We start from the raw sequence: 21,521 nt of genomic DNA, 5'->3' as shown, positions 1-21,521 counted from the left end.
ACCCCGTGGCCCCCCATGGACGGGCCGCCGAACCAACTGTTTCCCCGCACGGTCGGGGTTCGACCGGCCCGCCGGACGCGTTCGTCAGATGTTCAACGCCGCGGCATTTTGCGGAGCAGCCACCGCACCGCCAGCAGTACCCCCGTCACCACCGCCACCGCCACCAGCACGAGCAGCAAGTTGCGCAGGTAGTCCAGCGGCAGCGCCGACGGATTGGTCGGCGCCCCCGGCCGCACCAGCGGCGGCAGCGCGATCATCGTCAGACAGCCGGCCACCACCAGCGCCCCGCGGACCGTGCCGCGGGCCGGGACGGCCGCCAGCAGCAGGCCGACGCCGAGCACCAACGGCGCGATGATCCCGTCGTGCAGGACGATCGCGCCCGCCAGCCACAGCGCGACGTCCTTCAGCTGTCCGCCGGTCAGCAGCAACGTCGCGCCGACGGCCATCAGGGCGAGACCCAGTGCGCCCGCCACGGTCCGCATCACAGGACCTCCATCCTGGTGACCCACTTGGTCTGCAGCACACCGGGGCGGTTCGGCGCGATGATGCGCGCCGGGAAGCCGTGGTCCAGCGAGAGCACCTGGCCGTTGAGGCGCAGGGCGAGCAGGGTGAGCGGATCGCGGGTGTAGCCGCTGCCCATCTCCATCACTCGGTATGTGCCGCGCCGCTCCAGCGACACCACCCGTACCGCCGCGTCGGGGCGCGCTCCGGCACGTTCCAGCAGGTCCTGTACGCGTACGCCGGTCCACTGGGCAGACTTGCTCCAGCCCTCCACACAGGCGATGGGCAGGGTCACGGTGTGCTGCGGCATGGCCGCGAGCTCGTCGAGGGTGAGTTGATACGAGTCACGGCCGACCACGGTCAGCCGCCAGTGGGCGGTGCTCACTCCCCCCAGTCCGGCCGCGGCGGCCGTGCGGTTGACCGGCAGGCCCTGCGGGCCGTGGTCCGGGTGGCGCGGCGCGAGCAGGTCGAAGCGTTTCAGCGGGGTGAGGGACTGGCCCACGGTGGTGAGCGTGACAGCGCCGACCGCGGCTGCGATGCCGGTCAGCAGGGAGCGCCGGTCGGGTCCTTCCGCCGCCGGGAGTTCCAGTGTGCCGGGCGAGCGTCTGCTCCAATGCGCCCTGATCTCCGGGTACTTGACCGCCACATGCAGGACCACCGCGCCGAGCAGCAGCCAGGCGACGGCGAAATGCACGGGCACGAAGGAGAACGGCCACGGGTACCACTGCACGATGTTGAGCAGCCCGGTGAAGAGCTGGAAGACGGCCGCAGCGACGAGCACCGCCACGGAAAGCCGCTCCAGCGCGTGCCGCACCGACCGCAACGCGGGCCACACGAACAGCCGCGGGTAGACCGCCCACAGCTTGGCGAGCAGCAGCGGGACGGCGGCGATGCCGCTCGCCACATGCAGGCCCTGGGTCAGCCGGTAGCCCCAGGTCGGCCGGCTCGGCAGTACGTTCGCGAGCCAGTCCGGCGGGTGCTGAAGATAGTGGCTGGTCACCCCGGTCACGAAGCAGACGGCGATCGCCCCGCCCAGCCAGCGGCCGATGGAGGTGGCCGTTCGGGCGTCGTGCAGCTTCCCCGAGAACGTCGGCAGAATCGGTGCCGGCAGCCGGGGCATCCTGGGCGGTCGCGGCAGGGTCATCCTGGGCAGCCGGGGCGGTCGGGGCAGCCGTGGCGATCGGAGCTTCATGTCTTCCATGAGACCTCTCAGGCGGCCCGCGCGGAGGGTTGCGACACCTTACGGAATGCGGACGTCAGGGGGCGGCGCACGGCCCACGCCGCCTCCGGCTGCGACGCTGAGCCTGTGATCAACCCGCGTACTCTCGCCGCCGGCGCCCTGCTGGTGGCCCTGGCGGCCGTGCTCGCCGTGACGATCCGCAAGGACGGCTACTTCACCGATGCCCTCGGGCTCTCCTGGTGGTACGCCGCCTGCTGGGCGCTGTTCGCCGCCGCGGTCGTCGCCGTACGCAAGGCCCCGGTGCGGCACGCCGTGGCCCTCGTCGTCGCGGGCGGTGTCGCGGTGGCGGCGACCGGCCTCCTCGCTCCGCCGCGCACCAGCACCGACTCGTACCGCTACGCCTGGGACGGCAGAGTGCAGGCGGCCGGGATCTCGCCGTACGACCACGCCCCCGCCGATCCCGCGCTCGCCGGGCTGCGCGACGGCTGGCTGTTCCCCACCGGGGCGCAGTGCGTGGGCCCCGGCCGAGCACGGATTCCGGGCCCCGAGGGCGGGGTGCACTGCACACGGATCAACCGGCCGCAGGTGCACACCATCTACCCGCCGGTGGCGGAGGGGTATTTCCTGCTCGTCCACGCGCTCTCGCCCGACGGGGCGCGGCACAAGGCCCTTCAGACGGGTGGCGCGCTGCTGGCGCTGGGCACCACCGCCGCGCTGCTGCTGGTGCTTCGGCGGCGCGGCGATCCGCGCCGTGCGGCGTACTGGGCCTGGTGTCCGATCGTGCCGGTCGAGGCGGTGAACAACGCGCATGCCGATGTGCTCGGGGCGCTCCTCGCGGTCGTGGGCCTCGGTGTGCTGGTACAGCGGCGCATCGTGGGCGGGGCGATGCTCGGCGCGGCGGTCGCGACCAAGCTGCTGCCCGCCGTGGTGCTGCCCGGCGCGCTCTCGGGTGTGCGGCGGGTGCGGGACGCGGCGGCCGCACTGCTGCCGGCCGCCGCGGTCGTCGCTATGAGCTATCTCCCCTATGTCCTCGTGTCCGACAGCTCGGTCTTCGGCTTTCTCGGCGGCTATACGCAGGAGGAGGGGTACGACGACCCCTCGGCCAGTAATCGCTATGCGCTGCTCCGGCTGGTGCTGCCGGACGACTGGACGCTACCCGCCGTGATCGCCGGGATGCTGGCGGTCGCCGTCCACGTCGTGTGGCGCGGCGATCCGGAACGCCCTTGGAGCGGCGCCCTGCTGGTCACCGGCACGGCGTTCCTGCTGCTGACTCCGGGCTACTCCTGGTACGCCCTGCTGCTGGTCGCGCTGGTGGCCCTGGACGGGCGGTGGGAGTGGCTCGCGGTAGCGGTCGCGGGCGCGGCCAAGTACGTCACCGTCATGATGGACGCCGACCCGCAGACCGTGGGGACCGTCGTGTACGCGGTCGCAGCCGGCGCGGTGCTCGCCGGCTGCGTACTGCGTCGTCGTGCGCGGCGTCGTCGTTACGAACGGCAGGCGCTCCCTACCTGGTCCGTCGGTACTGGGCCATGACCTCGCCGGGGGTCAGCGCGCGGTCGAGGAACATCAGGTCGTCCATCCTGCAGTTGCAGGGGTTGCCCTCCTTGGTGTTCTGCGGATAGCTGCCGCCGATCTTGATGCCGCGCGGGTCGCTCGGCGATGCGGCGTCCGGCTCGGGCGGCCCTTCGACGGCCCACGGGTCGCCGGTGAGCGTGTAGAAGCCGGGCAGGGCTCGGCCGTTGCGGTAGAGCGCCATCGTGCCGTCGTCGTAGTCGAAGGTCGCCGCGAGAAACACCCATGAGTCCTGCGGCAACAGCGATTTCCAGTCGGCGTCGGCGGCGAAGGTCTGCGAACTGGCGCCGTCGACGCGGCGGCCGAGCGCGACGACCTTCATCTCGCCGTTGACCGTGATGAGTTCGAGGAGGGCACGCACATCGTGGCCCTGCGACGTGCCGGAGAGGACTCCGGCCAGGCCGATCGCTCCATAGCGGTCGTCCGGCTTGGCGGAGCCCGAATTGGGGCCGGGGTTCTCGCCGGTCATCTTGAACCAGCCCATGACGGTCGTCTCGCGGACGCCGTTGAAGGCGTGCAGGGTGGGGATGCCGTCGGGGCCGTAGACGCCCGCCTTCCAGTCGTCGTTGCCCGGGGCGGTGGGCGTTTTCTGCCGGGTCTGCAGGACATGGCCGCGGTCCCTGTCCCATGCCCGCATCCGGGCGCCGCCGTTGACGAGCTGGATGTCGGTGCCGGACCGCCCGCGGTCGCGCTCCCAGCCGGGGTTGCCGCGTACCGGATGACCGAAGTCGTAGTACGCGACGAGATTCCGCTTCAGCGACGGCAGTACGGGGCCGTGCTGGGCGCTCGCGGCTGCCGGGGCGAGTGTCAGGGGCAGCAGGGCGACGGCGAGCACTGCCGCGAGAAGCCCTCTGCCGCGGTGGCCGGCTGGACTATTTCGCATCGGACACCTTCCAGATCGTGCCGTTGGCTTTCGAGAGCACATACAGCTCGCCCGCGCGGTCGGTGCCGAACCGCAGGTCGACCCGCTTGTCGCCGGCCAGCGCCTGCATCGAGGTCAGTGCGCCGCCCGCGTCGAAGACCTGGAGCTGGTGGACCGTGGCGAGCGGGCCGCCACGGCGCATCTCCCGGACCTCGGAGTAGAAGATCCGTCCGCTCACGCCCTCGGAGTAGATGTACTTGCCGTACAGCGCGGGCACCTGCCGGCCGCGGTGGACGAAGCCGCCGATGAGGGCGTTGCCGCTGTCCGAACAGGGTTTTTCCGGGGGCGGGTTGTGGTCGAAGGCGGCGACCGGGTAGGTGTAGCCGTTCTTGGCGTCGTCGGCCGGGAGCGGGAACACGCCGCAGGTGGGGTTGTCGGCCTTGCGGTAGGCGAACGGCCCCTCGCGGTTGCTCCAGCCGAAGTTGTCGCCCGCCTTGGCGTCGTACACCGACTCGACCCGGTGCTCACCGATGTGGCCGATGAACATCTGGTGGCGGCCCCCGGTGTCCCAGCTGAAGCGGTGCGGGTCGCGCAGCCCGTACGCGAAGATCTCGCCGAGCTTGCCCTGCTGACCGGCGAAGGGGTTGGAGGCGGGGATTCCCCATTTGCCGCCGGGGCCGTTGTGGCCGAGCGGGTCGATCCGCAGGATCTTGCCCTGGGGCGCGGTCAGATCCTGCGGGACGGTGCCGCCGGCGCCCGCCGCGCCGTCGCCGACCGCCACGTAGAGGAGGCCGTAGTCCTTGTCCCGGGGGCGGGCGTTCGGATTGAAGTTGATCTCTTGAATGTCGTGGTACGTGTCCTGGAAGCCGAGGCGCATCACTTCGCGCCGGGTGCCGCTGAAGGTGTTCGCGCGCGGGTTGTCGGCGGTCCACTCGGTGATCACGCTGTGGATGCGGGTGGTTGTGGGGGCGACGAGGTCCACGGGCTTGGTGGTGAGCGCGTCACGGGCCTCGGTGTGCACCGTGTAGAAGATGCCGTTGCGGGCGAAGTGCGGGTGGAAGGCCACGAATCCGAAGCCACTGCCGAGTCCCTTGTGCGACCAGAAGTCCGGTCCCATCGCGGCGCCGACATCGAGGTACTCGCGCGATCTGCCTTTGCGGTCCAGCAGATAGAGCTTGCCGTTGAGGTCGGGGACGTACAACCGGCGTGAGTGGTCGGGCAGTTCGCCGAGGTAGTTGATGCGGGCCCAGCGTTTGAGCCGGGCGTCGGTCGGCGGCGGCACCGACTCCGACTTGGGGAGGGTCGCGAACTCCTCGAGTACGAGACCGTGCCGGGAGACGGCCGGGTCAGGCAGTGGATCGGCTATCGGCCCTTCGTCCTGCGCGAGTGCCGGTGGCGCGATCAGCGCCATCAGCAGCACCCCCGCGGAAATCGCTGACCGGCCTCTTCCTGGCTGGGGCATCCCGCTCACCTCGTCGGCTCGGACGGCGTAGAAAGCGCTTCCACGACAGCGCCTGCGCCAAGCTACAAAGCGGGGCCGGAGGCGGCAAGGGGTGCGGAACGAGCAATGTGGTGTGCACGCCAATCCGCCCCGTAGGCTCCGCCCGTCGGAGCGGGTCGACAGCCAAGCGGCCGAGCTGCCGAGTACGTCTACGACGGGCCATTCACGATGAGGCTGACGGCCCGTGACGACCGGGTCGGCCATGTGGTGTCGCAGTTCCGGGTCGACGGCGACGGCTGGCAGACGTACTACGGCTGGCCGACCGACGCGGACGCGCCGTACCGCTTCACCCCGGGCGGCACGGTCATCGACGATCTCGTCTACGGCAAGCTCGGCAAGACCCGCGCGGTGCCGTGGGACGACGCATCCCCCGACTACGGCACCCACACGATCGAGTACCGGACGATCGACTCGGCGGGGAATGTCTCGCCCCCGGAGAAGTTCCTGGCGACGCTGCTTGAGGCCGCGACGGGCTGACGAGGGCTCACCAGGGCGTGTCGTCCGCCCCCGGCCCGAACCGGCGGCGGTATGCCGAGGGGGTGAGCCCGGTCTCGCGGCGCATCAGAGCGCGCAGATTGGCAGTGGTGCCCAGGCCGCTGCGCCGTGCGACCACGTCGAGAGGGGATACGCCCCGTTCGATCAGCCGGCAGGCGAGGGCGAGGCGTTCCCCGGTGAGCCACGCGAGTGGAGTGGTGCCCAACTGGGCCTGGAAGCGGCGGTGCAAGGTTGCGGGACTCAGTGCCGCACGCGCCGCGAGGTCGGGCACGGCAAGGGGCGCGTCCAGCCGTCCCTGTGCCCAGGCCAGTACCGGGGCCAGGGACTCGTCCGGCACGTCGGGCACCGGCCGCTCCACGAACTGCCGCTGGCCGCCGTCCCGGTGGGCGGCGAAGACGAGGCGCCGGCTCACCGAGTTGGCGATCTCGGCTCCGTGGTCGCGGCGGACCAGGTGCAGCCCGAGGTCGAGCGCGGCCGCGCTGCCCGCGGCGGTCAGGATGTCGCCGTCGTCGACGAACAGCACGTCCGGTTCGAGCTGGACGGTGGGGAAGCGCGCCCGGAAGGAGTCCGCCCACTGCCAGTGCGCGGTGGCCCGGCGCCCGTCGAGGACCCCGGCCTCGGCCAGGGTGAAGGCGCCGCTGCAGAAGCCGACCAGCCTTGTCCCTCGGGCGTGCGCCCGGCGGACGGCGTGGAGGACGGCGGGGCGGCGGGGCACCTCGACGTCGGGCCGGTTTGGCACGATCAAGGTGTCCGCCGAGTCGGCCGCCTCCAGATCGGCGACTCCCGTGAGCGTGAAGAATCCGTCCCGCATCAACGTGCGGGGCTCGGGCGAGCAGAGTGTGAAGTCGTAGAGGTCACGGCCGATCTCAGGCCTGCGCAGGCCGAACACTTCGGTCGCGCAGCCGAGCTCGAAGGGGTTCGAGTTCTCGTCGACGATCACGACGACCCGGTGCGGACTTCCCTCACGACCTCGGTGCGAGGATTCTTGCGGCATTAGCCATTTCTACCACTCACACCAGTGCTGCGGAACGTCGGATGGTTGAGCACATGAGCAACGAACCGATCGCCCTCAGCAAGGTCCTGGCCTCCTTCGACACCCTGTGGAGTCCCCGCATCGTCACCCGGGTCAACGACTACGACGTACGCGTCGCCAAGGTCGAGGGCGAACACCTCTGGCACGTCCACGACGACACCGACGAGTTCTTCCTGGTGCTCGACGGCGAGCTGCACATCTCCCTGCGCGAGCCCGCGGGTGAGCGCACGGTCTCGCTCCCCAAGGGCTCCCTCTTCACGGTCCCGCGTGGCACGGAGCACAAGCCGTCCGCTCCGTCCGGCGCCGCGATCCTCCTCTTCGAGCCCACCGGGACGCAGACGGTCGGTGACCGCCACGACGAGATCCCGGACAATGTCGACGTGACGACGGGGCACACACTCGACTTCTGAGCACGATGCGACTTGCTGGTGTCGATCCGCAGGCGGCGGCTTCGTGACCGGTCATCTCTCGCTCCACGTGTCTCGGTGGTGAGGGGCAGCTGAGCAGTCAGCTGCGGACCGGGTGCGGATCAGGTGCGGATCTGGTTCGCCGTCAGTTGAGCAGGAAGTCCGCCTGGCCGGACTTGGCTCCCTCGATGAACGCGGCGAACTCGCCGCAGGTGTAGATCAGCGCGGGGCCGTCCGGGTCCGCCGACTGGCGCACCGCGACCCGGCCGTCGGCCAGCTTCATGGTCTCGAAGCAGTTGCCCCCGTTGCCGCCGCTCCACGGCTTGTGCCAGCCCTCGCTGCCCAGCTCGGCGGCCGGCATGCCGTTGTATATGTAGTCCATTCACAGCTCCTCGCGGAGATCCCTGAGGATCTCCTTCGTGCGTTGCGCAGTCGCGGCCTGAGCCGCCATGCGGTCCAGAACCTCCAGATGCGAAGCGACCTCGGGGCGCGCGTCGAGGTAGACGGCGCCGGTGAGGTACTCGCTGTAGACCATGTCCGGGAGCTCGGGGACAGCGAACCGGAAGAGGACGAACGGCCCGTAGGTGCCGGGGTGGTGTCCGGTCGCGAACTCCGCGATCTGCAGGGTGACATGGGGCAGCTGGGCGCCTTCGAGCAGCCGATCGATCTGCGCTCTCATGACGCCGGGGCCGCCGACGGGCCGGCGGAACACCGTCTCGTCCATGATCACCCACAGCTTGGGTGCGTCGGGGCGGGTGAGCAGTGCCTGGCGTTCCATCCGCAGCGCCACATGGCGCTCGATATCGCCCCTATCGGTCTGGCCGACGGCTCCGCCGAGCATGATCGCGCGGGCGTAGTCCTCCGTCTGCAGCAGACCGGGCACGAAATGCGGCTCATAGGCGCGGATCAGGCTGGCCGCGCCCTCCAGGCTGACGTACATGCTGAACCAGCCCGGCAGAACGTCGTGAAAGCGCTGCCACCAGCCGGGCTTGTTGGCCTCCTCGGCCAGCTCGATGAAACCGCGCGCCTCCTCGTCGGTGATCCCGTACGCGTTCAGCAACAGCTGGACATACGGGATTTTCAACGCAACCTCGGCGGTTTCCATCCGGCGGATGGTGCCCGCGGCAACGCGAAGGACCTTTGCGGCCTCCTCACGCCTGAGCCCGGCTCGCTCCCGCAGATCCTGCAAGCGCTTGCCGAGAACGACCTGCCCCACAGTGGGGGCGGACCGCGGTTCACTCACTTCGAGACCTCCCCACGTGCTGTTGCGAGCAGTGTGCCACGGCCCCGTAGCGATGAATATGCCCACTCTGAATTTTCCAGAGTGGGCCTTGCCAAGGTGTCCACGTCGGCGGGAGAGTGGTCGGGTGAACCGTGACGCGCTCACTGCCCAGCGACGGGACCCGTGCGCGGGGGCCGACCACCACCGATACGGCTTCGAGCTGCCCGCGCGTGCCGAGCTCGTCAGCAGGGCGAGAAAGCTCACCCGCGAGCGGCTCCACTGCTGGGGCATAGGCGGAGATGTTCACGATACGGCGATGCTCGTCGTCTCCGAGCTGGTCACCAACGCGGTCGTGCACACCGACGGCCACCTGGTCGCCTGCGAACTCCTCAACGGCGCAGAGCGGCTGCGCATCACCGTGCAGGACCAGGGGTCCATGCCCACCGGCCCGCACGTCTGCCACACCGTCGAGGAGGAGCGCGGGCGCGGACTGCTGCTGGTCGAGGCCGTGAGCAGCGCCTGGGGCGCGTACGAGTCGAAACACGGCCCCGGCCGCATCGTCTGGGCCGAGCTGGCGCGGGCCGAACTGCCGCAAGCAGACCTTCCGTTCGGAGCGGACGTTGCGCTCGGGTCAGACCTTCCGTTCGGAACGGACTTTCCGAACGGGGCGGGCTTTGGGCTGCCGGGACCGGAGAGGCTGTGCTGAAAGGCCTGGCGACGCTCCTCTCGCGGAGCGGCCGTCACCACAGGGAGACCGGCGAATCCCGGATGACCCGGCTCGCACTCCCGTCTGCGCTTGTGGCCAATCTGGGCTGCGACGCCGTGGGCGTTCCCGCGCGGTACGCCTTCAGGCTGCTCGGGCGGCTGCCGCGGAACGGCTGTGTCTTCGCCGACAACGACTGGTGGTGGTGGATCGTGCCGGCCGGCTCCGACCTGGAGCTGACCTGGCCGCTGCCGTCGCACTACGCCCGCGAGGCGTACATACCGGCGACCAACCCCCGCCTCATCCGCTGGCCCGACGGCAACAGCCCATACACCCCGCCGATCCCGCTCTATCTGATGGCCTGCCAGATCACCGGCGCCGCTCCGCTGTGGACGGCCGGCGTGGGCAGCGCCCGCGGCGCGTGAGCCCGAGCGGACAGATGAGCGCGAGCGGGCAGATGAGCGCGAGCGGGCAGAGGGTCGGCCCCGACAGTATGCGCCGGGACGGGACGGCTAGTCTTCCGAGCATGTCAGAAGCCAATTCGAGCCCGGAACGACAGGGGCTCACACCACGTCAGGCACGCGGCATACGGATAGCTCTCTCCGCGGTCATCATGATCGCCGTGGGCGTCACCCTTGTGCTGCGGCTCGGCAGCACGCACTCGGTGCTGACCATGGGCTTCTACGGCATCGCGCTGATCCTCTGCGGCAGTGCCCTGGTTCTCAGCCGACAAGGGCGTACGCGGGTGGCCACCGCGGTTCTGGGGGTAGGCGTCGCGGTGGCCGTCGTCGCCGAGTGGGCCGTCGCATCCATGCGCTGAATGGGTCGGGCCCCCGCCCGGGGGACAGGCGGGGGCCCGGTACCGCTGGTACCTGATGCTGAGGGTGTGTCAGTACGGGCGACCTTCTCGTCGAGGTACATCACGAACGAGGAGTGACCGGTCGCGCAACAGCCCCGCGCAGGGCGTCGGCACGGGTGCCCCTCATCCCAGTGCCGCCAGGTGCGGAGCCAGCTCGGCGGCGGCTTCTTCTCCGTATGTGCCACGGATGCGTCCCAGCAGCTCGCCGCCGTTCAGCTCGGACAGCTGCGGGCCCGTGGTCTCCAGCACGGTCGTGGCCAGTGCGCTGCCCAGATGGGCCGCGCTCTCGAGGCCCACGCCCCAGGCGGTCGCCGCGAGGAAGCCCGCCCGGAAGGCGTCGCCGACGCCGGTCGGCTCGAGTGTCCCGTTCGGCGGCACCGCCGGCGCTTCGACCGGCAGCAGCCCGGCGCGGGCGATGTGGACGCCGTCCGCCCCCCGGGTGGTGACCCAGGTGCCGACCCGACCCAGGATCTGCTGTTCGGTCCAGCCGCTCTTCTCCTGGATGAGCACGCTCTCGTACTCATTGGTGAACAGATAGGCCGGGTGGGCGAGCAGTTCGCGCACATCGTCGCGCTGCAGGAACGCGAGCTGCTGGGACGGGTCGGCGGCGAACGCAATCCCCAGGCCGTTGCACTCACGGGTGTGGCGGATCATTGCGCCGGGGTCATTGTGCGAAATCACCACCAGGTCCAGGCCGCCGGCCCGTTCCCGCACCGGCGCCAGGTCGATCGTGCGGGCTTCGCTCATGGCTCCGGGGTAGAAGGAGCTGATCCGGCCGTTGTCGGCGTCCGTCGTCCGCACGAAACGCGCGGTGTGCAGCAACTCGCTGATGTGCACCGAGTCGGTGTCCACGCCATTCTGCTTCAGCCAGATCCGGTACTCGGCGAAGTCCGCGCCCACCGCTCCGACGAGGTAGGGGCCGATGCCCAGCCGTCCGAGGCCGAAGGCGATGTTCGCGGCGACGCCGCCGCACCGGATCTCCAGCTCTTCGACGAGGAAGGAGAGCGACACCTTGTCGAGGCTGCCGGCGATCAGCTGCTCGGTGAACCGGCCGGGGAAGACCATCAGGTGGTCCGTTGCGATCGAACCGGTTACGGCTATGCGCACGGTCACTGCTCCTTGGTCTACGGATGGTGCGTTGATCCGCCGCCGCTGAGCCGGCGCCGAGTGGGGCTCAGTCGGCGACGGCTGCCTGACGCAGCTTCTCCGCACGGTCGGTGGACTCCCAGGTGAAGTCGGGGAGGTCGCGGCCGAAGTGGCCGTAGGCCGCGGTCTGCGCGTAGATGGGGCGCAACAGGTCGAGGTCGCGGATGATGGCCGCCGGGCGCAGGTCGAAGATCTGGTCGATGGCGAACTGGATACGCGGCACGGGCACGGTCTCGGTGCCGAAGGTCTCGACGAACAGACCGACCGGGTCCGCCTTGCCGATCGCGTACGCGACCTGCACTTCGCAGCGCGCCGCGAGGCCGGCGGCGACCACGTTCTTCGCGACCCAGCGCATCGCGTACGCCGCCGAACGGTCCACCTTGGACGGGTCCTTGCCGGAGAACGCGCCGCCGCCGTGACGGGCCATGCCGCCGTACGTGTCGATGATGATCTTGCGGCCGGTGAGGCCGGCGTCGCCCATCGGGCCACCGATCTCGAACCGTCCGGTCGGATTGACCAGCAGTCGGTAGCCCTCAGTGCGCAGTTGCACGCCGTCCTCGACGAGCTCATGTAGCACCGGGCGTACGACGCAGTCGCGGATGTCCGGGATGAGCAGCGAGTCCAGGTCGATACCGGGGGCGTGCTGCGAGGAGACCACGACGGTGTCGAGGCGGACCGCCTTGTCGCCGTCGTACTCGATGGTGACCTGAGTCTTCCCGTCGGGACGCAGGTAGGGGACGGTGGCGTTCTTGCGCACCTCGGTGAGGCGCTTGGCGAGGCGGTGGGCGAGCGTGATGGGCAGAGGCATCAGCTCGGGCGTCTCGTCGGAGGCGTAGCCGAACATCAGGCCCTGGTCGCCGGCGCCCTGCTCGCCCAGCGCGTCACCTTCTTCACCTGTGGCGGACCCCTCGACGCGCTTCTCGTAGGCAGTGTCGACGCCTTGTGCGATGTCGGGCGACTGTGCACCGATGGAGACCGACACACCGCAGGAGGCACCGTCGAAACCCTTCGCCGACGAGTCGTAGCCGATCTTCAGCACGGTCTCGCGGACCAGTTGCTGGATGTCGGCGTACGCAGTGGTGCTGACCTCTCCGGCCAGATGGACCTGGCCGGTGGTGATCAGCGTCTCGACGGCGACCCGTGACTTCGGGTCCTGCGCCAGCAGCGCGTCGAGGACCGCGTCGCTGATCTGGTCAGCGATCTTGTCGGGATGGCCCTCGGTCACTGATTCCGAGGTGAACAGGCGAAGGGACACGAATCCTCCAATTGGCCGGGCGTAGTAGCCGCGCTGTCCTGGTGCCGCATTGCGGTCAGGCTGCGCTTCGGCCCTGCAAGGGGGCTCGAAGGCGGCTAGGGCGTGCCCGAGGGTTCGGTGATCGCCCACACCCTGCATCGGCCCGATGAGGCCCTGGGCGCCGCTCCCGCGGCGTACTCACACGGGCCCCGGCGTACAGACGAATTGCGGCTCAGGACCACCTTGAAGGCGACTCGACCTCGCCGAAAAGGGTGCGGTATTCCTTGCTGTCTTCTCTGGGAAAACTGTCTGTCGGCAGGATTTCCTCATGGTCGACATCGGGGATGTACAACCAGCACATCCCATAGACGATGAGTGCCCGGGCCACCGGACGCAGCACTTTGACGAGCAGAAAGCTTCGCAACGACGACATGGCCGGTCTCCTCTGTACGGAACTGCCAGTGCCGTAGGACCATGCGCCGTGCCGGTCGACTCTGACTCTAGGAGCGGACTCGAGAAGCGGACTCGAGAAGCGGACTCCATGAGCCGGCCGGGAGCCCGCGGCCGCCGAAATCAACACTCCGGAATCAGCGCTGGGGAGCGGGGAACGCGACGGGGCTGCGCAGACCCGCCCGGTTCACCGCGCGGACCCCGAAGAAGACATTGTCCTTGGAGAGATCCACGGTGTGCCGGGTGGTGTCACCGGCTCTGACGACATGGGTCCACTCCGGCTCCGTGGTCCCGCGCCAGACCACCTCGTACCCGGCGAGGTCGGGTTCCGTGCCGCGTTCCCACACCAGCTCGGTGGCGTTGGTGAGCGCGCTGGTGAGGATCTTCGCGCCCTTCGGGGTGCCGGGGGCCTGGGCGAGCGTCCACAGGGCGGCGCCGTTGACCTTGGCGACGCGGGCGATGTAGCCGAAGTCGCAGAACTCGGGCAGGTCTCCGTACTGCTTGCCGTCCAGCACCCTCACATCCTGGTGCTGGTGCGCGAAGTCCTCGGCGGGCTCGGTGAACCGGGCCGCGGGGAAGCCCCGTTCGAGGAACGGGATGTGGTCGCCGCCGCGCAGATAGCGGTCGCGGCGGTAGACGACACGGACATGCATGCCGGTGGCGTCGTTGTCGGCCACGTCTCGTACGAAGCGGGCGAGCTGGCGGGACGGCGAGTCGTTCTCGCCGCCCACCGCGCGGCGGGTCGCGGCCTGTTCGGGGGTTTCCGAGGTGGGCACACCCTCGGCGAACAGCCGGATGGTGTGGGGGTCTCTGGTGCCGTCGTCGGCCGTGGGGCTGCCGATGATGTCGTCGGTGAACATGCCCTGGAGGTCCACCCCGGCCTCCTTGAACCTCTGCGCCATGTGGGCCGCGCCGAACAGGCCCTGCTCCTCGCCGGCGACGGCCGCGAAGACGATGGTCGCCCCTGGACGCCGAGTGGCCATGACGCGAGCGAGTTCCATGGCGACGGCGACCCCGGAGGCGTCGTCGTCGGCACCGGGCGCGTCGCTGACGGCGTCCATGACGTCGGTGGCGCGCGAGTCGTAGTGCCCGGAGACGACGTAGACCCGGTCGGGGGCCGTGGAGCCGCGCAGCGTCGCCACGACATTGGTGATACGGGTCGCCACGGGGATGCGCGGCGCCGGCTCCTGGATGTAACTCTGCAGCTCGACGGTCATCCGGCCGCCGCTGCGCGCCGCGTACCGCTTCAGCTCGGCGTGGATCCAGTCGCGGGCCGCGCCGATCCCCCGCTTCGGATCGTCCTGGCTGGAGAGGGTGTGGCGGGTACCGAAGGAGGCGAGGGTGCGCACGGTCGCCTCGATGCGGTCGCGGTCGATCTCGGCGAGAAGAGCGCGCAGTTCACGGGTGGGGGCCTGGGCGGTGGCGGGGCGGTCGCGGTCGGGGGTGTGCTGCCGGGCGGGGGTGTGCTCGGCGGCGGCCGCGGGCGGTGCGCCGACTGCGGTCAGCGCGGCACCGAGCGCCGCGGTTCCGGCCGCCGCCGTGAGGGCCGTTCTGCGGCCGGTGCCCCGGGAGTTGGTGGGCTCGGTGGGGCCACCGGTGTTTCCGGGCGTCTGCTGCGACATGAGGTAATCGTCATGGACGCGCCAACCCCTGACAAGGGACCGTCCCCTCGGCAGTCGGCGATTCGCCGGCAGCCGCCGCCCGGTTCCGGTTCAGCCGCTGGAGACCGCCCTCAGATGCGATTTGCCGCGCCGCACATCGGGCGGCACGGCCGCCCGGGTCTCCCGGAGCACCAGCGTCATCCGCGTGAATCCCCTGTCCTGAAGGGTCGCGGGGGTCTCGTCGACGATCCGGCACTCGGTGCGGCCCCACCGCGGATCCGGGTGGTTCAGCGGTCGTACTGCTCCGTCGTGGTGCACCGCCGCCGCTCCCATGGCCCGCATCCAGTGCGGCAGCCCGCACCGGTAGGCGACGTCCATGATCGGGTCATCGGCGATGTCGTCACGAATGGCCTGAAGGACTCGGTCCTCGGGGTACCACTCCAGGGCCGCGTCCAGCTGTGCCAGCAGGGGCAGGCACCAACTCGCCTCGCGGTCGCCGAGCACGGTGCCCGCGTCCGGGTGGAACAGCACGAACCGGAGGAAGTTCTGGGTCGGCATGGCCGTGGGATGCGGTCCGACGCCGTGGAACAGCACCTCGAAGGCGTGGTTGACGTGTGCCACGTCCCAGCGTCGGTCGAAGAGCACCGAGGGCAGCGGCACGGCGTCCATCATCGCGGCGTAGTCGCGCAGGTAGGCCTGCGTCTCGGGGTCCGAGTGATCCGGACCGGCGGGCTCCGACGGGTCGGCCGGCTCCACCGGCAGAGCGGGCGGCGCGGGCGCGGTTACGGGCGCGAACGGGCGCGCGGGACCGGACGGGAAGGCCGGTCCCGACGGGCGCGCGGGACCGAGCGGAGTCGCGGGCCGGGATGCCCCGACGGGCCTGTTCCAGGCCTGCGGCGGGTCCCGGTCGACGGCGAGGCGGAATAACCAGCCGCCCTGCTGGTCACTCATCTCCAGGGCCTTGACCAGGGCGCAGAGCTTCTCCTCGGTCCAGTCCTGGGCGGGCGTGCGCTCCCAGTTGCCGTACGCGACGGTGCTGATGTCGAGCCGCGCGGCCACGTCCTCGACGCTCAGGCCGAGCTCCTCCCGGCGCCTTCTGAGGACATCGGTGAGCCGCTTCGCCCGGAGCACGCCACGGGTCGTCCCCGCGCACCCTCGACGCCCGTGGACACCAGGCCGTTCAACGCCTGCCTCATGTGTCATCGAGAACGCCACCCTTCTCGAAGTCCCGCTGCGGCAGCGCCCTTTGGATCTTCCATACCGCGTGGCGATCCTGCTACCGCAAACGCGGCCATGTCAACTATCGTGGCATTCCACGCCGCTGAGCGCTCAAATCGCGCCACAGCTGTGGCAAGACCTGGCTGTACTCCACCGAAACGGTTAATCTCCCCGCAGCCCACTGTGTGCGGAGCGACCTCGCGTGATCTAGGAGACCTACTGGTGACAGACGGCTTCTTGGTTCCGGGCCCGACGGCCACAGGCCCCCTGGCGGCGTCCGTCACCCGCGTCGCCGAGCTCGCCGGCAAGCTCGGACTGAGTTACGGCGAGATCTTCGACGTACACCAGCTCTCCGAGGCGTCGGGCGTACCGGCCGACGTGGTCACCGCCCTGCTGGACGGGCGGCCCGCCGGTGAACCCGACCTCCAGGCGCGCTTTCTTCAGCGCTTCGACCTGCTGCGCAGGACCCGGCTGAAGCCCAACGGCCGCCGGTACACCCAGCAGGAGATCGCCGACGGCGCGGGCATGTCACGGCAGCAGGCGGGGGCTCTCATCAACGGCGACCGCCGGCCGACCATGGAGCACTGCGATGCCATTCAGAGGTTCTTCAAGGTGCACGCCGGGTTCCTCACCGCCGAGGACGCCGACGCGCTCAACGGCGCACTCCAGCGCACCGAGCAGCGACTGCTCCACGACTACGCGGGCGAGGGCGACCCGCTGGAGCGGCTGCTGCAGGACCACGGCGTACGGGGCATCGCCTGGCGGGCCGCTCAACTGCCCACGGACAAACACCGGGACAAGGTCACCGAGTGGCTCGACATGCTCCTGGAAAGCGTCAAGCCGACGGAACTTTGATGCTTTGATGCACGGAACCCTGATTTCAGGACAGGGTTGGACTCACGCGTGTGCGCGCAGCTGCTGACGGGGAGAGGAGAACGGTGAGCATAGGCAAGGAGATGCGTCGGCTGTGCGGTGAGCTGGTAGCCGGAATCGATCTGCCCGCACCGGCTGAGCCCGCCGATCTCTATGCCGCCCTGTGCAGCGGAATGAGCAAGCGCCGCGGCCGCCCCGTCCGGTACCGCATGGCGACCTTCCCGCCCGGCACGGCCAGCGGGCTCTGGCTCGACATGACGGACCAGGATCTGATCGTCATCGAAGAGCGCACCGCACCCGATCATCAACTGGTCATCCTCGGCCACGAGTTGTGGCACATGAAGGCCGGACACTGCACCCACCATGTCGACGGCGCGGCCGTCGCGGCCCGACTGCTCTCGGACGAGGCGGACCTGCAGGCGACGGTGCTGAAGGTGGCGGCCAGGACCCGTTTCGACCAGGCCGAGGAGAACGAAGCCGAGAGCTTCGGTCTGCTGCTCGGCAGCAAGTGCCGCTCCTGGCTTGCCGGTTCGACGGGCCGCGGGCACCTGCGGCGGGACGGACTCGCGGGCCGGATCGAGGCGTCCTTGGGGTATCGCGGGCCACAGGGCTGATGCGTGGACGGTCAGGACTACTACATCCCAGCCGCCGCGCTGGGCTTCGCGCTCGTGTTCAAGCTCCCCGGGATGCTGCGCGACTGGCGTGATCCGCTGCTGCGTTCCGTCTGCGCCCTGCTCGTACTGGCGGCCTGCACCTTCTTCTTCGCCGCGCCGCCGACGATCGCCGAGGTCAACAGGCTCACCGGCGTCAGCAACGTCTCGGCGCCGCTGGTCTACTGCATCCTGACCGCCTTCAGCGCCTCCTGTCTGGTGCTGCTCGTCAACTGGCGGGGCGGGCCACCGGAGGAGACCCGGCAGATCTCCCGCCGCTGGGTGATCGGTTACGGCGTGGTGGTCGTGGCGCTGGTGGTGCTGTTCGTGCTCGGCGACGCCCCGGTGGAGCGGCTGCGCGACCTGGACACGTACTACGCCACGACGCCGTACATCCGCGAAATGATCGTGCTGTACCTGACGGCGCACAGCGTCGCCGCCGTCGGGATGACCGCCCTGTGCTGGCGGTGGTCGCTGCAGGTGCACGGCTGGCTGCGGACCGGTCTGGTGACCATCGTGGTCGGCTCGCTGTTCAATCTGGGCTACGGCGCCAGCAAGTTCGCCGCCGTGTTCGCCCGTTGGGCGGGCCACGACTGGGACGGTCTGAGCACGTTGGCCGCGCCGCCCCTGGCGTCGCTGGGCGCACTGTTCAGCGCCGTCGGCTTCATCCTGCCGCTGATCGCCCAGCGGCTGTCGGACAACTGGCACACCTGGACCACATACCGGCAGCTGGGCACGCTCTGGCGCGAACTGCGCACGGTCGTGCCCGACGGCACCCCTTCCGTACGCATCTCCTGGTGGTCGTCCGCGGACCTGCGCGTCACCCAGCGCGAGTCCGACATCCACGACGGTATGCTCCATCTGGACCCCTACTTCGACCCCGCGCTACGCGCAGACGCCCATGACGCGGCGATCGAGGCCGGCTCCGATCCGCGGCAGGCCCAGGCCATCGCCGACGCGGCGATGGTCGCGGCGGCACTGCGGGCCCGGACGGCCGACCCGGACGGCAAGATCATAAGCTCGGCCCAGGCTTACACCCCCAAGGCAGCCGAAGGACCGCGCGATCTGGTGCGTATGTCCCTCGCGTTGCGTCATTCACCCGTCGTTGAAGCAGCCCGCCGGCGTGCGGCCAGGTCAGAGAGCGGCTCCCTATGAGCGATCCTGTGAGAACCCGCCGGAACACGGCTGTGCGCCGGGCCGTCGTGATCGGCGGAGGGCTGGCCGGCATGCTGGCGACCGCCGTCCTCGCCGAGTACGCCGACGAGGTCACCCTCGTCGACCGCGACACCCTGCCGTCCGGACCCGAAGCGCGCAAGAGCCTCCCGCAGGCGCACCACGCGCATCTGCTGTGGTCGGGCGGGGCGCGGGCGATGGAGGCCCTGCTGCCCGGTGTCACCGACCGCTGGCTGGCGGCGGGCGCGCGCCGGATCCCGCTGCCGACAGGCCTGGTCTCCATGTCCGCGCAGGGCTGGTTCCGCCGCTGGCCCGAGATGCAGTTCCTGATCGCCTGCAGCCGCGATCTGCTCGACTGGGTGGTACGGGAGGAGGTCGTCGGCCGCCCCGGGGTCACCGTCCTGCCGGGCACCGAACTGCTCGGCCTCGAAGGCAACGCCGGCCGGGTGACGGGGGTGCGGGTGCGCTCCGAGGACGGGAGCGAGCTCGTCCTGGACGCCGATCTGGTGGTCGACGCCAGTGGCCGCGGCTCGCGGGCGCCCGACTGGCTGCGTTCCCTGGGCGTCGCCGCCGTGCACGAGGAGAAGGTCGACTCGGGTCTCGCGTACGCCAGCAGGATCTTCCGGGCGCCGGAGGGCACCGAGGAGTATCCCGTCGTCAATGTGCAGGCCGACGCGCGCGAGCCGCGGCCCGGCCAGACGGCGACCATCGTGCCCATCGAGGGACGCCGCTGGCTGGTGACGCTGTCCGGCACCCGTGGCGGTCAGCCCACCAACTCCACCGCCGAGTTCGAGGACTTCGCCCGCGGCGTCCGGCATCCGATTGTGGCCGAGCTGATCAGTAACGCCGAGCCGCTCACCGATGTCGTCGTCTCCCGCAGCACCGTCAACCGGCGGCGCTTCTACGAGAAGATCGCCGAGTGGCCGGAGGGCTTCGTGGCCATCGGCGACGCCGTGGCCACGTACAACCCGGTCTACGGGCACGGCATGTCCGTCGCGGCCCAGGGCGTCCTCGCGCTGCGCAAGGAGCTCCGGGCACACAGCCTCACCGCTCCCGGCCTCGCCCGGCGGGTGCAGCGCGCGGTGGCCGGACCGGTCGGCACGGCCTGGGACCTGGCCACCGGGCAGGACATCCTCTACCCCGGAGCCATCGGCAAGGAGCCGGGCGCGTCCGCCACGGTGCTGCGCAGCTATGTGGACCGGCTGATGCTGACCGCCACCGGCCGCCCCATGATCACCCGTGCGCTCTTCGACGTGATGACCCTGTCGGCGCCGACCATTTCGCTGCTCAAGCCCGAGATCGTGCTGGCCGTGCTGCGCGGGCCCAAACTGCCGCAGCTGCCGGGCCCGCCGCTGACCGACGAGGAGCTGCGGGTCGCGAAGGAGCCGCGCGACGCACTCGAGACCGATCCGGCAGACGCGTGAGGCTGCCCGGCGCGGGAGGCCACATCCCGCTGGAGCCCAAGGCCGACCGGGAGACGGTGCGACGGCACAACCTCAGCCTGGTGCTGCGGGCGGTCCGCGACGAGGGCGAGGTGACCCGAGCCGGGGTCTCGGCGCGGGTGGGGCTCACCCGGGCGGCCGTCTCCTCACTGGTGGAACAGTTGCTGGACAGCGGCTTCCTCTCGGAGTCGGGCAAGACCTTCAGCGGTCTGGCGGGACGGCCCGGCACGGTGCTGAAGGTGGCCCGTACGGGCGTGGCCGGCATCGGGGTCGAGATCAACGTCGACTATGTGTCGGTGTGCGTGGTGGATCTTGCGGGCACCGACCGGGTGCGGCTCGTCGAGCACCTGGACAATCGCGGTGCGCCGCCCGACCGGGTGCTCGGCCGGGCGGCCGGGATCGCCGCCCGGGCGCTGGCGTCGGCTGCCGAGCAGGAACTGCGGCCGGTCGGCGCGGAGTTGGCGCTGCCCGGGCTGATCTCGGCGGGCACGGTCCGGCACGCGCCCAACCTCGGCTGGACCCGGGTCGCGGCAGAGGGCCCGTTCGCCGAGGCGCTCGCGGCGCTGCGGCCCGGCCTGCCGCCGCTGCCGGTGCGTTCGGAGAACGAGGCGAATGTGGCGGCCCTGGCCGAGCTGTGGTTCGGCGGCCTCGGCGACGTACGCAGCTTTCTGTATCTGACCGGCGAGATCGGGGTCGGCGGTGCGCTGGTCCTGGACGGCGAACTGCTCCGCGGCGCACACGGATTCGCCGGGGAGATCGGCCATGTCCTGGTGGACCCGAACGGCCCCGAGTGCCGCTGCGGCTCGCGGGGCTGCCTGGAGCAGTACGCGGGCCAGTCGGCGCTGTTGCGGACAGCGGGCATCGACGAGCGGACCGGCGCGGCGGGCGTGGCCGAGCTGGAACGGCGCGCCCGGGCGGGCGAGGACCGCGCGGTGGCGGCGCTCGGGCAGGCCGGGCTGATGCTGGGCCGGGTGCTGTCCGGGGCGGTGAACCTCTTCGACCCGGACGCGGTGGTGCTCGGCGGGATCTACCGGCCGCTGCTGCCCTGGCTTTCGCCGTCGGCCGGCGGCGAGCTGTCCGGCCGGGTCGTGTCGGGGCTGTGGCCGCTGGACGGCGGCCGGCTGCGCGCCTCGTCCCCGGCGGCGGACGCGGTGCGCGGCGCGGCGGCGCTGGTGGTCCAGGACGTGCTGGCGGACCCCGTGGCGTACGCGCAGCGCGCGGCGGGCTGAATCCCAGCCCGTCCGGCGCTTGAGGACGCTTTCCACCTGGCCCGGCGTCGAGAACGCTCCTCAGCCCGTCCGGCGCTTGAGAACGCTCCTCAGCCCGTCCGGCGCTTGAGAACGCTCCTCAGCCCGTCCGGCGCTTGAGAACGCTCCTCAGCCCGTCCGGCGCTTGAGGA

The 21,521-nt window shown here is 70.5% G+C and carries 23 protein-coding genes; 11 read left to right on the top strand and 12 right to left on the bottom strand.

The annotated features are described in order from the left end of the window. Positions 1-92: 92 nt before the first annotated feature. Positions 93-482 carry a hypothetical protein gene (locus ACH492_RS03340; protein ID WP_398982222.1) on the bottom strand — a complete coding sequence of 130 codons (390 nt, stop codon included), beginning with the start codon at positions 480-482 and terminating at the stop codon, positions 93-95. Further along, positions 482-1,621, bottom strand: coding sequence for a molybdopterin-dependent oxidoreductase (locus ACH492_RS03335; RefSeq protein WP_398983289.1), 1,140 nt, complete (start codon positions 1,619-1,621; stop codon positions 482-484). Before ACH492_RS03335 ends, ACH492_RS03340 begins: the two co-directional genes overlap by 1 nt. Before the next feature lie 186 nt (positions 1,622-1,807). Between ACH492_RS03335 and ACH492_RS03330 the strand changes: the two genes are divergently transcribed. Continuing rightward, positions 1,808-3,214, top strand: a complete 1,407-nt coding sequence (locus tag ACH492_RS03330) for a glycosyltransferase family 87 protein (protein WP_398982220.1) — start codon at positions 1,808-1,810, stop codon at positions 3,212-3,214. Here the strand turns inward: ACH492_RS03330 and ACH492_RS03325 are convergent. Together ACH492_RS03325 and ACH492_RS03320 are read right to left on the bottom strand one after the other, a co-directional pair. Then, entirely contained in the window at positions 3,186-4,136 is a 951-nt protein-coding gene (locus ACH492_RS03325; protein ID WP_398982218.1) for a LamG-like jellyroll fold domain-containing protein, read from the bottom strand. The two genes, ACH492_RS03330 and ACH492_RS03325, sit on opposite strands and share 29 nt — an antisense overlap. Further along, positions 4,126-5,577, bottom strand: coding sequence for a PQQ-dependent sugar dehydrogenase (locus ACH492_RS03320; protein ID WP_398982216.1), 1,452 nt, complete (start codon positions 5,575-5,577; stop codon positions 4,126-4,128). The genes ACH492_RS03325 and ACH492_RS03320 overlap by 11 nt, the downstream gene beginning before the upstream one ends. Before the next feature lie 207 nt (positions 5,578-5,784). Between ACH492_RS03320 and ACH492_RS03315 the strand changes: the two genes are divergently transcribed. Beyond that, positions 5,785-6,093: a hypothetical protein gene (locus ACH492_RS03315; RefSeq protein ID WP_398982214.1), complete on the top strand. Its 309-nt coding sequence runs from the start codon at positions 5,785-5,787 to the stop codon at positions 6,091-6,093. Positions 6,094-6,100: 7 nt separating this feature from the next. Here the strand turns inward: ACH492_RS03315 and ACH492_RS03310 are convergent, their stop codons facing one another. Beyond that, complete coding sequence (locus ACH492_RS03310; RefSeq protein WP_398982212.1) at positions 6,101-7,105, bottom strand: GlxA family transcriptional regulator; 1,005 nt, start codon at positions 7,103-7,105, stop codon at positions 6,101-6,103. A 53-nt stretch (positions 7,106-7,158) separates the two neighbouring features. Between ACH492_RS03310 and ACH492_RS03305 the strand changes: the two genes are divergently transcribed. Continuing rightward, positions 7,159-7,554 carry a cupin domain-containing protein gene (locus ACH492_RS03305; RefSeq protein ID WP_398982210.1) on the top strand — a complete coding sequence of 132 codons (396 nt, stop codon included), beginning with the start codon at positions 7,159-7,161 and terminating at the stop codon, positions 7,552-7,554. 142 nt (positions 7,555-7,696) lie between these two features. On the opposite strand, the gene ACH492_RS03300 is transcribed toward ACH492_RS03305, so the two are convergent. Both ACH492_RS03300 and ACH492_RS03295 read right to left on the bottom strand, forming a co-directional pair. Beyond that, on the bottom strand, positions 7,697-7,933 hold the full coding sequence (locus tag ACH492_RS03300) for a DUF397 domain-containing protein (protein WP_307660047.1): 237 nt from the start codon (positions 7,931-7,933) through the stop codon (positions 7,697-7,699). Then, positions 7,934-8,794 (bottom strand): helix-turn-helix domain-containing protein, encoded by an 861-nt coding sequence (locus ACH492_RS03295; protein ID WP_398982208.1) that lies wholly within the window; start codon positions 8,792-8,794, stop codon positions 7,934-7,936. Between the two features lie 124 nt (positions 8,795-8,918). On the opposite strand from ACH492_RS03295, the gene ACH492_RS03290 reads away from it, so the two are divergent. The 3 genes from ACH492_RS03290 to ACH492_RS03280 all read left to right on the top strand — a co-directional run bounded on the left by ACH492_RS03290 (position 8,919) and on the right by ACH492_RS03280 (position 10,296). Continuing rightward, positions 8,919-9,479, top strand: a complete 561-nt coding sequence (locus ACH492_RS03290; RefSeq protein ID WP_398982206.1) for an ATP-binding protein — start codon at positions 8,919-8,921, stop codon at positions 9,477-9,479. A gap of 62 nt (positions 9,480-9,541) precedes the next feature. Continuing rightward, positions 9,542-9,901, top strand: a complete 360-nt coding sequence (locus ACH492_RS03285; RefSeq protein ID WP_398983287.1) for a hypothetical protein — start codon at positions 9,542-9,544, stop codon at positions 9,899-9,901. A 101-nt stretch (positions 9,902-10,002) separates the two neighbouring features. Beyond that, complete coding sequence (locus ACH492_RS03280) at positions 10,003-10,296, top strand: hypothetical protein (protein WP_307660050.1); 294 nt, start codon at positions 10,003-10,005, stop codon at positions 10,294-10,296. A gap of 162 nt (positions 10,297-10,458) precedes the next feature. Here ACH492_RS03280 and ACH492_RS03275 read toward each other — a convergent pair whose 3' ends face one another. The 5 genes from ACH492_RS03275 to ACH492_RS03255 all read right to left on the bottom strand — a co-directional run bounded on the left by ACH492_RS03275 (position 10,459) and on the right by ACH492_RS03255 (position 15,897). After that, entirely contained in the window at positions 10,459-11,442 is a 984-nt protein-coding gene (locus ACH492_RS03275; RefSeq protein ID WP_398982204.1) for a carbohydrate kinase family protein, read from the bottom strand. A gap of 67 nt (positions 11,443-11,509) precedes the next feature. After that, entirely contained in the window at positions 11,510-12,736 is a 1,227-nt protein-coding gene (gene metK, locus ACH492_RS03270; protein ID WP_398982202.1) for a methionine adenosyltransferase, read from the bottom strand. 211 nt (positions 12,737-12,947) lie between these two features. Further along, complete coding sequence (locus ACH492_RS03265) at positions 12,948-13,148, bottom strand: hypothetical protein (protein ID WP_398982200.1); 201 nt, start codon at positions 13,146-13,148, stop codon at positions 12,948-12,950. A 154-nt stretch (positions 13,149-13,302) separates the two neighbouring features. Beyond that, complete coding sequence (locus ACH492_RS03260; protein WP_398982198.1) at positions 13,303-14,787, bottom strand: M20/M25/M40 family metallo-hydrolase; 1,485 nt, start codon at positions 14,785-14,787, stop codon at positions 13,303-13,305. A gap of 90 nt (positions 14,788-14,877) precedes the next feature. Further along, entirely contained in the window at positions 14,878-15,897 is a 1,020-nt protein-coding gene (locus ACH492_RS03255) for a helix-turn-helix domain-containing protein (protein ID WP_398982197.1), read from the bottom strand. A 309-nt stretch (positions 15,898-16,206) separates the two neighbouring features. On the opposite strand from ACH492_RS03255, the gene ACH492_RS03250 reads away from it, so the two are divergent. From ACH492_RS03250 to ACH492_RS03230, 5 genes are all read left to right on the top strand, one after another. Next, complete coding sequence (locus tag ACH492_RS03250) at positions 16,207-16,839, top strand: helix-turn-helix domain-containing protein (protein ID WP_398982195.1); 633 nt, start codon at positions 16,207-16,209, stop codon at positions 16,837-16,839. A gap of 101 nt (positions 16,840-16,940) precedes the next feature. Next, positions 16,941-17,471, top strand: a complete 531-nt coding sequence (locus tag ACH492_RS03245; RefSeq protein WP_398983285.1) for a toxin-antitoxin system, toxin component — start codon at positions 16,941-16,943, stop codon at positions 17,469-17,471. Positions 17,472-17,474: 3 nt separating this feature from the next. Further along, positions 17,475-18,662, top strand: coding sequence for an MAB_1171c family putative transporter (locus ACH492_RS03240; protein WP_398982193.1), 1,188 nt, complete (start codon positions 17,475-17,477; stop codon positions 18,660-18,662). Continuing rightward, on the top strand, positions 18,659-20,104 hold the full coding sequence (locus ACH492_RS03235) for an FAD-dependent oxidoreductase (RefSeq protein WP_398982191.1): 1,446 nt from the start codon (positions 18,659-18,661) through the stop codon (positions 20,102-20,104). The genes ACH492_RS03240 and ACH492_RS03235 overlap by 4 nt, the downstream gene beginning before the upstream one ends. Then, positions 20,101-21,351 carry an ROK family protein gene (locus ACH492_RS03230; RefSeq protein WP_398982190.1) on the top strand — a complete coding sequence of 417 codons (1,251 nt, stop codon included), beginning with the start codon at positions 20,101-20,103 and terminating at the stop codon, positions 21,349-21,351. Before ACH492_RS03235 ends, ACH492_RS03230 begins: the two co-directional genes overlap by 4 nt. Positions 21,352-21,521: the final 170 nt, after the last annotated feature.

The sequence above is a fragment of the Streptomyces sp. NPDC019443 genome (assembly GCF_044389785.1).
Lineage (GTDB): Bacteria > Actinomycetota > Actinomycetes > Streptomycetales > Streptomycetaceae > Streptomyces.
This window is presented reverse-complemented; position numbering and strand designations above follow the sequence as displayed.

Bases quoted from the DNA above. Each gene is read 5' to 3' on its own strand.
- ACH492_RS03285 (WP_398983287.1), top strand. From the start codon at position 9,542: ATGACCCGGCTCGCACTCCCGTCTGCGCTTGTGGCCAATCTGGGCTGC.
- ACH492_RS03300 (WP_307660047.1), bottom strand. From the start codon at position 7,933: ATGGACTACATATACAACGGCATGCCGGCCGCCGAGCTGGGCAGCGAG.
- ACH492_RS03320 (WP_398982216.1), bottom strand. From the start codon at position 5,577: ATGCCCCAGCCAGGAAGAGGCCGGTCAGCGATTTCCGCGGGGGTGCTG.
- ACH492_RS03265 (WP_398982200.1), bottom strand. From the start codon at position 13,148: ATGTCGTCGTTGCGAAGCTTTCTGCTCGTCAAAGTGCTGCGTCCGGTG.
- ACH492_RS03325 (WP_398982218.1), bottom strand. From the start codon at position 4,136: ATGCGAAATAGTCCAGCCGGCCACCGCGGCAGAGGGCTTCTCGCGGCA.
- ACH492_RS03310 (WP_398982212.1), bottom strand. From the start codon at position 7,105: ATGCCGCAAGAATCCTCGCACCGAGGTCGTGAGGGAAGTCCGCACCGG.
- ACH492_RS03235 (WP_398982191.1), top strand. From the start codon at position 18,659: ATGAGCGATCCTGTGAGAACCCGCCGGAACACGGCTGTGCGCCGGGCC.
- ACH492_RS03280 (WP_307660050.1), top strand. From the start codon at position 10,003: ATGTCAGAAGCCAATTCGAGCCCGGAACGACAGGGGCTCACACCACGT.
- ACH492_RS03260 (WP_398982198.1), bottom strand. From the start codon at position 14,787: ATGTCGCAGCAGACGCCCGGAAACACCGGTGGCCCCACCGAGCCCACC.
- ACH492_RS03315 (WP_398982214.1), top strand. From the start codon at position 5,785: ATGAGGCTGACGGCCCGTGACGACCGGGTCGGCCATGTGGTGTCGCAG.
- ACH492_RS03335 (WP_398983289.1), bottom strand. From the start codon at position 1,621: ATGCCCCGGCTGCCGGCACCGATTCTGCCGACGTTCTCGGGGAAGCTG.
- ACH492_RS03340 (WP_398982222.1), bottom strand. From the start codon at position 482: ATGCGGACCGTGGCGGGCGCACTGGGTCTCGCCCTGATGGCCGTCGGC.
- ACH492_RS03245 (WP_398983285.1), top strand. From the start codon at position 16,941: ATGCGTCGGCTGTGCGGTGAGCTGGTAGCCGGAATCGATCTGCCCGCA.
- ACH492_RS03305 (WP_398982210.1), top strand. From the start codon at position 7,159: ATGAGCAACGAACCGATCGCCCTCAGCAAGGTCCTGGCCTCCTTCGAC.